The organism is Actinoplanes xinjiangensis, assembly GCF_003148685.1.
In the GTDB taxonomy this organism is placed as follows: Bacteria; Actinomycetota; Actinomycetes; order Mycobacteriales; family Micromonosporaceae; genus Actinoplanes; species Actinoplanes xinjiangensis.
Genome location: NZ_QGGR01000001.1, coordinates 554067 through 568737, shown reverse-complemented (window position 1 = coordinate 568737; position 14671 = coordinate 554067). Strand labels below are relative to the sequence as shown.

At 72.0% G+C, this 14671-nt stretch carries 12 protein-coding genes; 6 read left to right on the top strand and 6 right to left on the bottom strand.

All coding sequences use genetic code 11. The annotated features are described in order from the left end of the window. Positions 1-1454: 1454 nt before the first annotated feature. A complete protein-coding gene (locus tag BC793_RS02510; protein WP_158319184.1) occupies positions 1455-2867 on the bottom strand; it encodes a serine/threonine-protein kinase in 1413 nt (470 codons plus the stop codon). Between the two features lie 173 nt (positions 2868-3040). Between BC793_RS02510 and BC793_RS02505 the strand changes: the two genes are divergently transcribed. The 6 genes from BC793_RS02505 to BC793_RS02480 all read left to right on the top strand — a co-directional run bounded on the left by BC793_RS02505 (position 3041) and on the right by BC793_RS02480 (position 10111). After that, the gene (locus BC793_RS02505) at positions 3041-3652 is read left to right on the top strand and encodes a hypothetical protein (RefSeq protein ID WP_109588870.1); all 612 of its coding nucleotides are present in this window, start codon (positions 3041-3043) and stop codon (positions 3650-3652) included. A 136-nt stretch (positions 3653-3788) separates the two neighbouring features. Then, positions 3789-5621 carry a diguanylate cyclase domain-containing protein gene (locus BC793_RS02500; protein ID WP_109588869.1) on the top strand — a complete coding sequence of 611 codons (1833 nt, stop codon included), beginning with the start codon at positions 3789-3791 and terminating at the stop codon, positions 5619-5621. Further along, positions 5618-7900, top strand: coding sequence for a putative bifunctional diguanylate cyclase/phosphodiesterase (locus BC793_RS02495; protein ID WP_109588868.1), 2283 nt, complete (start codon positions 5618-5620; stop codon positions 7898-7900). The genes BC793_RS02500 and BC793_RS02495 overlap by 4 nt, the downstream gene beginning before the upstream one ends. Positions 7901-7920: 20 nt before the next feature. Next, positions 7921-8433: a hypothetical protein gene (locus BC793_RS02490; protein WP_109588867.1), complete on the top strand. Its 513-nt coding sequence runs from the start codon at positions 7921-7923 to the stop codon at positions 8431-8433. Continuing rightward, positions 8421-9320: an SCO6745 family protein gene (locus BC793_RS02485; protein ID WP_146246165.1), complete on the top strand. Its 900-nt coding sequence runs from the start codon at positions 8421-8423 to the stop codon at positions 9318-9320. The genes BC793_RS02490 and BC793_RS02485 overlap by 13 nt, the downstream gene beginning before the upstream one ends. A gap of 14 nt (positions 9321-9334) precedes the next feature. Beyond that, positions 9335-10111 (top strand): hypothetical protein, encoded by a 777-nt coding sequence (locus tag BC793_RS02480; protein WP_109588865.1) that lies wholly within the window; start codon positions 9335-9337, stop codon positions 10109-10111. 1 nt (position 10112) lies between these two features. Here BC793_RS02480 and BC793_RS02475 read toward each other — a convergent pair whose 3' ends face one another. Genes BC793_RS02475 through BC793_RS02455 form a run of 5 tightly spaced genes read right to left on the bottom strand, consistent with a single transcriptional unit; the run spans position 10113 to position 14666 of the window. Further along, positions 10113-11243: an ABC transporter substrate-binding protein gene (locus BC793_RS02475; protein WP_109588864.1), complete on the bottom strand. Its 1131-nt coding sequence runs from the start codon at positions 11241-11243 to the stop codon at positions 10113-10115. An 18-nt stretch (positions 11244-11261) separates the two neighbouring features. Beyond that, positions 11262-12017, bottom strand: coding sequence for an ABC transporter permease (locus tag BC793_RS02470; RefSeq protein ID WP_109588863.1), 756 nt, complete (start codon positions 12015-12017; stop codon positions 11262-11264). Continuing rightward, positions 12014-12823 (bottom strand): ABC transporter ATP-binding protein, encoded by an 810-nt coding sequence (locus BC793_RS02465; protein ID WP_170167185.1) that lies wholly within the window; start codon positions 12821-12823, stop codon positions 12014-12016. The genes BC793_RS02470 and BC793_RS02465 overlap by 4 nt, the downstream gene beginning before the upstream one ends. Beyond that, the gene (locus BC793_RS02460) at positions 12820-13662 is read right to left on the bottom strand and encodes an ABC transporter permease (RefSeq protein WP_109588862.1); all 843 of its coding nucleotides are present in this window, start codon (positions 13660-13662) and stop codon (positions 12820-12822) included. The genes BC793_RS02465 and BC793_RS02460 overlap by 4 nt, the downstream gene beginning before the upstream one ends. Continuing rightward, positions 13659-14666, bottom strand: a complete 1008-nt coding sequence (locus BC793_RS02455) for a TIGR03842 family LLM class F420-dependent oxidoreductase (RefSeq protein ID WP_239169768.1) — start codon at positions 14664-14666, stop codon at positions 13659-13661. Before BC793_RS02455 ends, BC793_RS02460 begins: the two co-directional genes overlap by 4 nt. Positions 14667-14671: the final 5 nt, after the last annotated feature.

The following is a 14671-nucleotide window of genomic DNA, read 5'->3' as shown; positions in this document are numbered from 1 at the left end:
GGCTGTCGGCCGCGACGCAGGCGTCCGGTCCCGCCCGACAGCGCACCTCTCGGGCGGAATCCGCCGCTACCACTTACCGCCACGCCCACCCCGTTCCGCCGCCGCCTGTTCCGCCGCCGCCGGTCCCGCTGCCGCCCGTCCGGTGGCGTCCGCCGCCGTCCGCCTGGTGGCGCCCGCCTGCCGTCGCCCGGTTGCGTCCGCCTGCCGCCGCCCGTCCCCAGTGCCGCCTGTCCCGCCGCCGCCTGTCCCGCCGCCGCCCGTCCCGGTGTCGCCCGCCCTGCCGCCGCCGGTCGCGGTCCCGCTGCCGCTGCCGCCGCCCGCCCCGCCGCCGCCCGCCCCGCCGCCGCCCGCCCCGCCGCCGCCCGCCCCGGCGCCGTCGGTGCCCGGGTATGCCATTGCCGTCGTCGGGTCGGGGACCGTCCGCGTAGCAGTGGATCACGCTCGGCTGGTGCTCACCGCTGTCTAGGGCGCGCTGAGACAGCGGTGACAGCCAGCCGGATCTTCTCGGCTGGTTCCCACCGCTGTCTCAAGGGCCGTGAGGCAGCGGTGGGAACCAGCCACGCAAGATCGGCGGCCACAGGCATACAGGCGCTCCCTCGTGTCGAGGTTGCGCTTTCGGGGTTGCCGTTCGCGGTGGTTGCGGTGGGCTTGCCAAGCGGCGGAGGTGGCGCTCAAGGTCCATGGCGCCGGTCTCGGTGCGATGGACTCCGGGCTTCGGTGCGGCGAGGTCGTTGGGTGACCCGTGGCAGGAGCACACGTTGGGCGATTGTGTGCTCGGGTCGTCGTCATGACGTGGGTGGGAGCGCACGGTCTGCGGATCGTGTTCGTCTGTCGCTGCTATGGCGTGGGTCGGGGCACACGTTGGGCGATCGTGTGCTCGGGTCGTCGTCATGGCATGGGTGGGAGTGCACAGTTTCGGTGCGGTGAGGTCGTTGGGTGACCCGTGGCAGGGGCACACGTTGGGCGATTGTGTGCTCGGGTCGTCGTCATGACGTGGGTGGGAGTGCACGGTCTGCGGATCGTGTTCGTCTGTCGCGGCTATGGCGTGGGTCGGGGCACACGTTGGGCGATCGTGTGCTCGGGTCGTCGTCATGGCATGGGTGGGAGTGCACAGTTTCGGTGCGGTGAGGTCGTTGGGTGACCCGTGGCAGGGGCACACGTTGGGCGATTGTGTGCTCGGGTCGTCGTCATGACGTGGGTGGGAGTGCACGGTCTGCGGATCGTGTTCGTCTGTCGCGGCTATGGCGTGGATAGGAGCACACGTTGGGCGAGCGTGTGCTCCGGTCGTCGCTGCTATGGCGATCGACAATGCCACATGAGATTCGAGGTGACGCCGCGCGCGATTCGACGTGACGCCGCGATTCGAGGTGACGCCTCGGCTCGAGGTGGCAGGGACGACGGTGAGGGGTGCGGCCGGGGGAGGCGGTGCCGGTTCGGGGCGGGAATGGGTGGGGTCAGGGGGTGGAGGCGGTGCGGAGGTCGTTGAGGCGCTGGCGGAGCAGCGTGGCCCGGCCGTCGGTCAGGGCCTCCTCGGCGAGGCGCTGGCGGACCTTGCCCAGCAGTTCGTCGACCTGATCGGTGACGTCGTCGGCGCCCGGATCGATGAGGCGTAGCAGGTTCTGGAAGTCGAGGGCCACGTCCTCGCGGATCTCGCCGGCCTGTTGGCCCTGTTCGACGGTGTTCTTGACGCGGGTCAGGGCGGCCTCGACGGTCAGGATCGGGTCGGTGGGGGTGATCGTGGTCGGTTTCGGTGGGGACGGCGGTGGGGTGGCCTCGGGGCTGGGCCCGGCCGTCTCGTCGGGGATCACCGATGCGGTGCGGGCCGTCGCCGGTGACGAGGCGGGCGGCTGGGCGATCTCGGCCGGCTCGTCGGGGGTGTTGGCGGCGTAGAGGATCGCCACGAAGATGGCGGCGACCCCGGCCAGAGCCGCCCCGAAGGCGACGCGCCGGGCGCCGGGGGAGGTGGCGCGCGGCTGGGCGGGCAGCACCTTGGCGTGGCCGGTGGGCGGGGGCTGGGGCAGCGGGATGGTGAGGCGGGCCGGCGCCGACGGAACCAGGCGGGTGAGGGCGCGGCGGGCCTGGGCGGCGGTGGGGCGGCGGGCCGGGTTGTCGTCGAGGCAGCGGAGGATCAGCTCCCGCAGCCGGTTCGGCAGGGTCTCCGGCAGGGGGGTGGGGCCGTGCGCCTGGGCGGTGGCCAGCTCCTCCCAGGTGTTGACGTCGTACGGCGGCTCCCCGGTCACCATCTCGAACAGCAGCACACCCAGGCCGTAGAGGTCGGTGGCCGGTTCGGCGGGCTTGCCGTCGAGACGCTCGGGCGCGGCGTAGGCGGGGGTGCCGAAGCTGACCCCGGTGTCGTCGTCGTCGGGCTCACCGGCGGCGGCACTGATCCCGAAGTCGAGGAGCTTGACCCCGCCGGGACACAGCATCACGTTGCCGGGCTTGATGTCGCGGTGCACCACCCCGGCGGCGTGGGCGGCGGCCAGCGCCTCGGCGACGGCGGCCCCGATCGATACGGCCTCGCCCCACGGCACCGGGCCGTCGGCGTCGGCCAGCCGGGCCGCGACCGTCTCACCGCTGAGCAGTTCCATCACCACGAACGGGGCGACCGAGCCGTCCGGGCGGACCGCCTCCCGGTAGTCGTGAACTGCGGCGATGCCCGGATGCGACAGCCGGGCCGCGAGCCGCGCCTCCCGCCAGGCCATGTGTGCGGCGCGGGTGTCACCGGCCGGCAACTTGACCGCCACGGGCCGGTCCAGCAGCTCGTCGGTGGCTCGCCAGACCTGCGCCATGCCACCGGTCTCGAGGAGCGTGACGAGGCGGTACCGCGAGGCGAGCAGCACTCCCGAGTCCGGCCAAACTTCGTGCATCCCAGGACATTCGCCCAGTGCGGCACGGCATGTCAACTCCCGCATTCGCGGGGCACGGCGCATCTCACCCTCGGTGAGAAAACCGGTGGCAACTGATCCGCAACCGAGGGTGTCCCGGGCTGAACCCGACGCGGCGAACGATGACATCACCCCCGAGTTGAGGAGTACCCCCGATGCGTATGCGCCGTAGCGCCGCAGCCGTCGCCCTGGCCGTGGCGGTCGCCGTTCCCACCGCGGTTACCGGAGTGGCCGCCTATGCCCAGGGCTCGCCGACGGCCGCCGTGAGTGTGGCCGCCGCCAAGAAGCCGAAGCCGGACAAGAAGAAGACGCCGTTCCAGGCCAGTGGCACGGTCACCGCGGTCGACGCGGCCGCCGGGAAGTTCACCGTCGTGGCGCGCAGCGGCACCAAGGACGTCCGCGGGAAGACCGTGACGATGAGTGTCGCCGCCGGTGCGCGGATCGTGCTCAACGGCAAGAAGGTCAAGCTGGAGGCCCTCGCCGCCGGTCTGAAGGTGTCGGTGACCGGCACCCGGGTCGACACCGTGTACACCGTCGCCAAGATCCAGGCGTCCGGGAAGGCGAAGCCGGCACCCGCGCCGTCCGCCCCCACGACGTCCCCGACCGCTGCGCCGTCGCCGAGCGAGACGTCGGCTCCCGAGCCGTCCGATTCCGCGGAGCCGACCGAGTCCCCTGCGCCGACCGAGTCCCCTGCGCCGACCGGGTCCGCCGAGCCGACCGGCCCCGCGGAGCCCACGCAGGCCCCGGAGCCCTCCGAGGACGACTGAGAAGACCACCGGCGACCGGTACGCCCCACCCGCCATGACAAGCCGGGGCGTGCCGGTCGTCGGCGTTTAAGCCTAAGACCGGGGCCCCGCCAGCCGATTCCTGGCGAGGAGGGACCGGAGCAGGACGGAGAGTGGCATGCCACCAGCGGTGCGCTTGTGGCGCGATCCGGTGCTCATCACGCTGGCCGTGTCGGCCGTGATCGTGGTCGGCGCCTTCCTTGCGGACGTGGGGACGCCCCGGGCCCAGATGATCACCGGCAGCATCGCCACCCTGATCCTGGACTTCGCGCTGTTCTCATTGTCGCTCCGGGTGTGCCGTGTCCCCGGCCTGCCACCGCACGCGCGCCGGTTCTGGGCCGCCGTCGGTGTCGGCGGTCTGCTGTTCTGCACCGGCGACCTGGTGCAGCTGGGCACGGTCGTCGCCGACCCGGCCATCGAGCGGTTGCAGTTCCATCCGGTGCAGTCGGCGTCGATGATGCTCGGCGTCGTGGTGATGATGGGCGGTCTGCTGCTGCCGCAGCGGGTGGTGAGGCGGTCCGGCCGGGAGCGGACCCGTCTGCTCCTGGACGTCGCGATCCTGATGTCCGCCTCGGCGGTGGTCGCGTGGTGCCTGATGACCCGCCCCGGGATGGCGGAAGCCGGTCCCGCGGCGTTGTTCCTGGCGCTGTTCGGCTGCGGTGTGGTGCTCTGCGCGATCTTCGCGGCGGTGCGGGCCGGCCTGACCGGGGTGTCCCCGATGAGCCGGGTCGCCGCCGTCCCGATGGTGATCGCCCCGATCGGCCTGGCGGTGTCCAGCGTGCTGCTGCCCAGCGGCGGTGTGCAGAACACCGGCGTGCAGATGGCGGCGGTGCTGCTGCCGTGCTTCCTGGTGCTGGCCGGTCCACGCCTTCAGGTCCTGCACGGGACGGACGGCCTGGACGGGCGGGAGTGGTTCCACCGCCGCCGCCGGTTCAGTGTCCTGCCGTACACCGGCACGCTGGTCTGCGCGGTCGCGCTGGTTTATGTGCTGACCTTCCGGGGCCTGGGGGTGTCGGCGTGGGGCGCCCTGGCCGGACTGTTGATCAACGTCGGTCTGGTGATCGCCCGGCAGGTGCTGGCGCTGGCCGAGAACGACACCCTGGTCGGTGAGATCCGGCACCGCGAGCATCGCCTCGCGTCCCTGCTGGAACACTCCTCGGAGATCATCTCGATCGCGGAGGCGGACGGCACGTTGACCTATGTCAGTCCGGCGGTCGAGCGGATCCTCGGCTTCCCGGTCGCGGAGGTCCTCGGCCGGTCCTCGCTGGAGATGATGCACCGCGACGACCGGGCGCGACAGATCGCCGCTCTGACGGCCCTGTACGCGACCCCGGGCGCCCGGTTGACCTTCGAGGGCCGTTACCGGCACGCCGACGGGTCGTGGCGCTGGCTGGAGGTGGTGGCGGTCAACCTGACCCGGGAACCGGGCATCGGCGGCGTGGTGTGCAACTCGCGGGACGTCACCGAGTCGCGGGAACTGCACGAGCGGCTGCGCTACCAGGCCGGACACGACGACCTGACCGGGCTGGCGAACCGGCGCGAGTTCACCGCGGCGATGGACGCGTGCCCGGACGAGGCCACCGTGCTGCTGATCGACCTCAACGGCTTCAAGCACGTCAACGACACGTACGGGCATGCCACCGGCGACGCGGTGCTGAGGCATGTCGCGGACCTGCTGCGCGACTGCACCGGTCCCGGCGACGTGCCGGCCCGGCTGGGTGGTGACGAGTTCGCGGTCCTGACAGGTGGCGACCGTCCCGCGGCGGAGCGGATCGTGGCGCGGCTGCGGTCCGCGTTCGCCGCCCCGGCGGTGATCGACGGCCGGGAGCTGACGGTGGGCGCCAGCATCGGCCTGGCGACCGGCCCGGCGGGCGGCGGCGATCACCTGCTCAACAGCGCCGACCTGCTGATGTACGAGGAGAAGCAGCGCAGCCGGACGTTGACGTCATGAGGCGATACGTCGTCACGAACGCCCTGATCTGTCTGGCCGGCACCGTCTGGTACCTGCTGTGGCTGACCGCGGCCCCGGGCCCGGTGGTGCTCGGCTACCTGTTCATGCCGGCGGCGATGGGTGTCGGCGGGCTGGCGGTGCACGCGCTGCGCCGGGCGGTGCCGCTGGCCCCGGCCGGCCGCCGGTTCTGGCTGCTGCTGGAGATCTGCTGCTACCTGTTCGCGGCCGGGTTCGGCGTGCTGGCGGTGGACGCGGTCCGGACCGCCCCGGAGCTGCCGGCGATGCCTCCGCTGGGCGCCGCGCTGATCGGTGCCGGGGTGCTGGTCGCGATGTGGGGCGTGGCGCAGGTCCCGCTCGGGGTGTCGAGCTGGTACGAACGCGGCAAACAGTGGCTGGACCGGACGATCGCGTTCCTGGGCTGCGCGACCGTGCTGTGGCACTTCGGCATCTCGCCGATGTTCTGGGCGCCCGAGCCGTGGACCCCGTCGGCGCTCGCGGTGCTGCTGCTGGCGTGCCTGTTCGCGGCCGGTTCGGTCACCAAGGTGTCGTACATCGCCGGTGGCCCGGTGGACCGCCGGGCGATGCGGCTGGTCGCCTCGACGGGCCTGATCGCGGCCGCGGTGGCGCTGCTGGCGGTCCTCGGCGGCTATCACGGGATCCTGCCCGGCCAGGCGGTGTGCATGCCGGTCAGTGGCCTGCTGATCGCGCTGGGCGCCCGCCGTCAGCTGTCCGCGGCCACGAAGCCGCGGAGCGTGGGCAAGGGCAACGTGTGGCTGCCGTATCTGGCGGTGCTGGCCGTCGACGTGCCGGTCGCCGACGTGCTGATCCGCCCGTGGCACTGGGCCCCCGGCATCTGGGAGGGGCGGCTGGTGGTGCTGGCGGCAGTGGTCGTCACCGCCCTGGTCGCGCTGCGCCAGTACGTGGTCTACCGGGAGAACACCCGGCTGCTGCGGGAGAAGCAGGAGTCGGAGGCCCGGCTACGGCACGAGGCCACCCACGACCCGCTGACCGGCCTGGCCAACCGGGCGCTGTTCCGGTGCCGCCTGGACCGGGCCCTGGAGACCGGCCCGGCGACCGTGCTGCTGGCCGACCTGGACGAGTTCAAGACGGTCAACGACTCGCTCGGCCACGACGCCGGCGACGGCCTGCTGGTGGCGTTCGCGCAGCTGCTGCGGGCGGCCGCCGGCCCGGGCGCCGAGGTGGCCCGGCTGGCCGGTGACGAGTTCGCGGTGCTGCTGACCGGGGACGCCACCGGTGAGGAGCTGGCCGGGCGGATCGCCGCCGCGACCGCCGTGCCGATCAGCGACCAGCGGCTGCTGGTGAAGTTCAGCGCCGGGCTGGCGACGGCCCCGCCGGGCACCCCGGCCAGCGCCGTGCTGCGCCAGGCCGACGCCGCCCTCTACGCCGCCAAGGAGCGTGGCCGCGGTAACTGGCTCCGCTACGCCGACGGCATGGAACGCCCGGCGTCGGCGCACGCGCGGCTCGGTGGTGACCTGCGGCGTGCCCTGGACGAGGGCGAGTTCCGGATCGTCTACCAGCCAATCGTCTCGCTCGACGACGGCGGCATCGTCGGCGTGGAGGCGCTGGTCCGCTGGGAGCACCCGGACCGCGGCCTGGTGTCGCCGGCCGACTTCATCCCGGCGGCCGAGCGGACCGGCCTGATCGTGCCGCTGGGCCGCTGGGTGCTGCGCGAGACGTGCCGGCAGGCGGCGGCCTGGCTCGCCGAGTTCGGCCCGGACGTGCTGGAGAAGGCCGCGCCGAACGTGTCGGTGCGGCAACTGCACGACCCGGACTTCGTCGCCGACGTGGCGGCCGCCCTCGCCGACTCCGGCCTGCCGCCGCACCGTCTCGTCCTGGAGCTGACCGAGTCGGCGGTACTGCGCGGCCAGCACGTCTCCCGGGTGCTGCACGAGCTGCACGACATGGGGGTAAGGCTGGCACTGGACGACTTCGGCACCGGCGAGTCGTCACTGAGCCTGCTGCGGGCCTTCCCGGCCGCGATCGTCAAGCTGGACAAGTCGTTCGTCGACGGCATCGAGCTCGACGAGCCGGACACCCCGGCGGCGCACGCCCGGCAGGCCGTGGCCCGGGCGGTGGCGCAACTCGCCGACGCGCTCGGCCTGGAGACGGTGGCCGAGGGCATCGAGAACCAGGTGCAGGCCGACCGGTTGCTCCGCCTCGGCTACCACGTCGGCCAGGGCTATCACCTGGGACGGCCGATGCCGCCGGAGCGGCTCACCGAGATCTTCGCGGCCCGGCGGGTGCGGGCCGCCGCCTGAAAGCCCGATATCGTACGGCGATGAGCGTGGCCGACGACGGAACAGGAACCGCCCGGTCGCTCACCGAGTGGCTGGAGCGGCTGGCGTTCGCCGACCTGGCGGAGGGCGACGCCGCCACGCGGATCGCCGACTCGGTGTCCCGGTGGGCGCAGTGGCAGGGCTGGCGGGTGTACCGGCGGGCGCCCAGTGTGTTCCCGCTGCCGGCCCCGCTGCGGGGCAACTCGGTCATCGACGTGGCCTGCGCCCGGCCGGACGGCCCGCCGCTGGCGATCGAGATCGACCGCACCGACCGTCAGCGGACCGTCGACAAACTCCTGGCCGAGGCCGCCGCGGGCCGGGTCGCGATCTGGGTGCGCTGGGGGACCGGCCCGTTCCCGCCGCCGCCGCTGCCGGTGCACCTGGTGGTTCTGGAGGCCGCCCGCCGGTCCGGTCGATGGCATACGGTGTCCGCGGCGCCGCCCGCGCCACGCCACTCCGGGGCCGTCGGCTCCGGAGACGCCGTCCACGCCGAGGAGCTGCCGTGGCAGACGTGACCGAGAGCCCGTTCCGACTCGCCTGGCGGGTCACCGAGCCGCTGCACGCGATGATCTACTTCGTGCCGGAGGCTGCGGAGCGTTACGCGGCGTTCGGTATCCGCCCGATGGACGGCTACTTCGCCTCCCGTGGCGCCGCGTTCGGTCCGGTGGGCCCGGCGATCGTGGCCGCCACGTTCTACAACTTCAACCCGGCCCGGGTGGCCCGGGCTCTGCCGGCCGTCTGGTCGAAGGCGTCGCCGGAGCAGCTCCTCGCGGCCCGCCTGGAAGCCGCTGACGCCGCTCTGACCCGTGGCCTGGGTGCGGAGGTGGTGGACGGGCCGGAAATCGCCGAGGCGGCCGCCCTGGCCCGCCGGGCAGCGGAGAAGGCGGCGACCCTGCCGCACGGCCGCCCGCTGTTCGCCGCGCACGCCGCCCTGCCCTGGCCGGACCGCCCGCACCTGGTGCTCTTCCACGCGCAGACGCTGCTGCGCGAGTTCCGCGGCGACGGGCACGTGGCGGCACTGCTGGCGAACGGGATCAGCGGCCTGGACGCGATCGTGATGCATGACGCGAGCGGCCAGTCGCCGGCGGGCTTCCTGCGGGGCTCCCGCGGCTGGAGCGCCGAGCAGTGGGCCGAGGCCGAGGACGACCTGCGCCGCAGCGGCCTGCTGGACGCCGACGGCCGGCTGACCGAGGCCGGGGTGGCGCTGCGGGCCCACGTCGAGGACCGCACCGACCAGGTGACCGCGGTGGCCTACCGGGCGATCGGCGAGGAGGGCTCCCGCCGGCTGGCCGAGCTCACCCGTCCGTTGAGCCGGGCCGTCGTGAAGGCGGGTCTGCTCGATCCCAAGACGCTTGTCACACATTCCTCTCGGCCGAATCATTTGCCGGAGAGTGATCGGTAGGTCACGCTGGGTGCGTGACACAACAATTGCGGAGACACCCGGCGTCCTGGTGGGCGCAGTTCCAAGAGGCCTCCGAGCGGTTCGACACCGCGTACCTGACCGAGGGCCTGGGCGACCTGATCAATCCGAGGATCGGGTCACCGCTGCTGCGGCGGGAGGCGGAGATCGCCACCGACATCGTGGTACGGCACCTCAACAAACCGCAGGCCGACGAGCTGGCGGACCGGGCTCGCAAGAGCACCCAGCGGCTCGTCGAGACGGTGGCGCGGCTGGAGGAGCGCTCCGGTGACGGCTTCTCGCTCACCGAGGCGTACGCGGTCTGTCATCTGCTCGAGGGCCGCTTCGGCGAGGCTGCCAACGCGGCCGAGGAGTTCGTCAAGACCCAGCAGATTCTGCGGATCTTCGTCGGCGCGATGCGGATGGAGCGGTTCGACGCGGACCTGGCGGTCAAGATGCTCGCGGCCGGGCACCAGCCGGCCGCGGCGATGCAGTCCGGGCTGGTCGTCGGCAAGTACAGCTGGTGGCCGAGCTGGCTCGTCAAGATCGTCACGGAACGGGCGATGGACGGGCAACTGGATCAGGAGACCGTCGAGGCGCTGGACAAGTGCGCGTACGCGGAGCTGAGCCCGGCCCAGTCGCGGATCGCACGCCGCCTGCTGTCCGGGGAGGACGCGCTGATCGACGCCTCGGCCGTCCGCCTGGAGGGCCTGGGCGAGACCGACGCGGCGCAGAAACTGCGCAAGGGCGACCTGACCGCGGTCGCCCTTGCGGCTCGTCTCATTCCCGTGTGACTCAGGCGCCGCCCTCGGTGAGCGTCACCGTGGCCGGCTGGAACCCCGATCCCGTCACGTCCACGCCCGCGGCCCTGGCCTGCTCGATCGCCTGGTTGATGTAGTCGTTCGTGTAGGCCAGGCCCTCCGGGGCCGCCTTCAGGACCGTGTCACCGGTCTGGTTCTTCGTGGTCTGCGAGATCTCCACGGTCTGTTTCCAGGCCGCGTCGTCGATCACCCCGACGCCGGCGCCGGCGGCCGGCCAGACCAGCTTGTTGACCTCGTTCATCTGCCACAACTGGTGGCTCTTGCCGAGCTTGGAACCCTTGGCGACGACCAGGTCACGGCACTTCTCCGCGTTGTCCCGGCAGAACGCCCAGCCCTTGATGGTGGCGGTCAGGAACTTCACCGTCTGCGCCTGGTAGTTCGGGTCGCCGAGCTTCGCGGTGTTCGCCCACACCGCGTCCTGGAGCATCGACGAACCCTCGGTCTTCCAGTCGATGATCACGAAGTCGTCGGCCGTGTAGAGCTGCCCGGTCGCCGGGTTCTTCGCTTCCAGGAGCTGGGCGTACTCGTTGTAGCTCATCGCCTGGGCGGCGTCGATCTCCTTCTTCAGCAGCGCCTGCATGTCGAACTGCTGCTGCACCAGGGTGACGTCCTTGCCCGGGTCGATCCCGGCCTTGGTCATCCCGGCGAACAGCTCGAACTCGTTGCCGAATCCCCAGTTGCCGACCTTCTTGCCCGCAAGGTCCGCGGCCTTGGTGATGCCGCTGTCCTTCCAGGCGACCTGGTAGGTGCCGGAGCGGGCGAAGATCTGCCCCACGTCGGTGATGCCGGCGCCCTGCTCGCGTGACGCCAGGGCCTTGGGCACCCAGGCGATCGCGTAGTCGGCCTTGCCGGTGGCGAGGACCGTCTGCGGGACGATGTCGACGCCGCCTTCGAGCAGTTCGACGTCGAGGCCCTGTTCCCGGTAGAAGCCCTGGTCGACGGCCGCGATGTAGCCGGCGAACTGGGCCTGGAAGAACCACTGGAGTTGCAGCTTGACCGGGGTGAGGGCGCCGCTCGCGCCGGGGGCGGGGGTGCTGGGCGTATCGGCGGTGCCGCAGGCGCTCAGAGCGAGCACCGAAGCGAGAAGGATGCGGGAGAGCTTCAAGGCGAACCCCTTAACTGACTAACTGATCAACCGTTGTTTCCAGGGCATGGCCAGGCGCTCCAGCAGGAGCGTGACCAGGTAGAAGGTGAGTCCGAGCAGGCAGGCGCCGGCCACGAAGGCCCAGGCGCGGGGGTAGGCGGTGAACGCCGCCGCGGAGGTGATCCGAGCGCCGAGCCCGTCCTGGAGCCCGCCGAAGTACTCGGCGACGACCGCGGCGATCACGGCCAGCGACGAGGCCTGCCGCAGGCCGGTGAAGAGGTGGGGGAGCGCACCGGGCAGCCGTACCTTGCGGGCGAAGGTCCAGCCGGAGGCCGCGTACGTGCGCATCAGCTCCTGATGCACCGGGCTGACCTCGCGCAGCCCGCGCAGCAGGTTGAGGAAGACCGGGAAGAACACCACGATGCCGGTCACCAGCCGGCGCGGGACACTGCTGGTCGACTCGAACATGTTGTTGAGAATCGGGGCGAGCGCGATGATCGGCAGCGCGTTGACCACCGCCGCGAACGGGATCGACACCTCGCCGAGGAACCTCGACCGGCTGGCGGCCAGGGCGGCCAGGACCGCCAGAAGTGTGCCGCCGATCAGTCCGGCCAGCGCGTTGGCACCACTGGCCAGCGCCGAGTCCCAGATGTTCTGCTTCTGCTCCAGGATCTGCGCCCCGATCGCCGAGGGGGCCGGGAGGATGAACGGGGCGACCCGGCCGAGCGTGACGAACAGCTCCCACAACCCGAGCGCGAGAACCCCGAAGAGCACCGGCGGGAGTACGCGTCTCATGCGCGCAGCGCCTGTCGTACCTCGGTGATCTTCTCGAAGTAGGCCGGCGCCTGCCGTCCCGCCTCGTCCCGGGAGGGCAGGCGTACCTCGATCGACGCCGTGATCCGGCCGGGCCGGGCCGACATGACGACCACCCGGTCGGAGAGGAACACCGCCTCGGAGATCGAGTGCGTGACGAACACCGCGCTGGTCCCGGTCGTGGCGCAGATGCCGAGCAGTTCCGACTGGAGGCGTTCCCGGGTCATCTCGTCGAGCGCGCCGAACGGCTCGTCCATGAGCAGCAGTGGCGGCTGGACGGCCAGGGCCCGGGCGATCGCGACGCGCTGCTGCATGCCACCGGAGAGCTGGCCGGGGTAGTGACCGGCGAAGTCGGCGAGACCGACCAGCTCCAGCATCCGCTCGGCCCGGGCCCTACGGTCGGCCCTGGACATGCCGCGCAGTTCGAGGGGGAGTTCGACGTTGCGCCGCACGGTCCGCCACTCGAAGAGGCCGGCCTGCTGGAAGGCGATGCCGTACTCCTGGTCGCGGCGGGCCTGCGCGGCCGGCTTCCCGGCGACGGTGACCGTGCCGGTGGTCGGCTCGATCAGGTCGGCGATCAGCCGCAGCAGGGTGCTCTTGCCGCAGCCGGACGGCCCGATCAGCGACACGAACTCCCCGTCCCCGACGGTCAGGTGCACGTCGGACAGGGCCGTGACCTCGTCCGGCCGGCCCCGGTTGAAGACCTTCGTCACGCTGTCGACGACCACCGAGGCGGTGCCGCCGCGCTCCGGTACCGGGACGACGTCCGGGCTTGCGAGCTCGCTCACAGGGTCACCACCTCCACGTGGCGCCGGTGCCGCATCAGCGGCAGTTCGAGAAGGGAGACGGTGCCGGCGACGAGTAGACCGAGCAGGGCCGCGCCGAGCATCGCCGTGTAGACCTTGGCGGGATCCGAGGTGGCCTCCCGCGAGTATTCGATGATCAGCCGGCCGATGCCGCCGCGGGTGCCGGTCGAGATCTCGCCGACCACCGCGCCGACCACCGCCGCCGCCCCGGCCAGGCGCAGTGCCGGGAACAGGTAGGGCAGCGCCGCCGGGAAGCGGAGTTTCATCAGCGTGCGCCACCATCCCGCCGCGTAGCTGCGCATCAGTTCGGCGCCGGCCGCCGACGGCGACTGGAGCCCGCGCAACATGCCCACGGCGACCGGGAAGAACGCCAGGTAGGCGGCGATCACCGACACGCACGCCCAGGGCGGCATCAGGGTGCCGCCCCAGCCGGCGATCAGCGGCGCGAGCGCCACCAGCGGCACGGTCTGGGAGAGGATGACGTACGGCAGGAGCCCGCGCTCGACGATCCGGAACCGTTGCATGGCCGCCGCGAGGACGAGCCCGATCGCCGTTCCGGCCAGGAACCCGGCCGCGGTGATGCCGAGCGTGAACAGGCAGGCGTCGAGTACCACGATCCACACCGGCCGGCCGCCGGTCATCTCCGGGTCGGCCAGCCGCTGCACGATCGCCGAGAGGTGTGGCATGGAGAGGTCGTCGGCGCGCGGGAGCACCCGCACGCCGAACAGCACCGTCCCCTCGGGATCACCGGCCGCCTTGTAACCCTCCCAGGCGAGGGCGGCCGCGATCAGTCCGGCGATCACCGAGAGGACGCGCCTCACGAGAACGCCGGGATGATGTGCTCGCCGTACGCGGCGAGCGTCGATGCCTTGCCGTCGTGCTGGAGGTAGACCGCGAACTGGTCGACGCCCAGTTCCCGCAGCTCCTTCAGCTTCTTGACGTGGCTCTCCACGGGACCGAGGACACAGAAGCGGTCCACGATCTCGTCCGGCACGAACGTGGTGTGACTGTTGCCGGCCCGTCCGTGCTCGCTGTAGTCGTACCCCTGCCGTGCCTTGATGTAGTCGGTGAGGGCCTGCGGCACCGCACCGCCGTCGCCGCCGTAACGGGCCACGATGTCGGCGATGTGATTGCCGACCATCCCGCCGAACCACCGGGTCTGCTCCCGCTGGTGCGCCAGGTCGTCGCCGACGTAGGCCGGGGCCGCCACACAGAACCTGATCGCGTCCGGGTCCCGTCCCGCCCGGACCGCCGCGGCACGGACCGCCGTGATCATCCATTCGGCGATGTCCGGGTCGGCGAGCTGCAGGATGTACCCGTCGCCCACCTCACCGGTGATGGCCAGCGCCTTCGGCCCGTACGCCGCCACCCAGACCTCCAGGCGGCTGTCGGCCGCCCAGGCCAGTTGCAGCTCCCGGCCCCGGACCGTGACCTTCTCGCCGTTGCCGAGGCCCTTGATGGCCAGGACGCTCTCGCGCAGCTGGCCGAGGGTCTGCGGGGTGAGCCCGAGCACGCGCAGCGCCGAGTCGCCCCGGCCGATGCCGCAGACGGTCCGGTTGCCGTACATCTCGTTGAGGGTCGCGAAGGTCGAGGCGGTGACCGTCCAGTCCCGGGTGCCCGGGTTGGTCACCATCGGGCCGACGATGATCCGTTCGGTCGCGGCCAGGATGGCCGAGTAGACGACGAACGGTTCCTGCCAGAGCACGTGCGAGTCGAACGTCCAGAAGTGGCTGAAGCCGGCCGCCTCGGCCTTCTTCGCCCACTCGACGATCTCCAGCGCGGGTGGGTCGTTCTGTAGCACTACACCGATGTCCAAGTGGCCCACCCCTT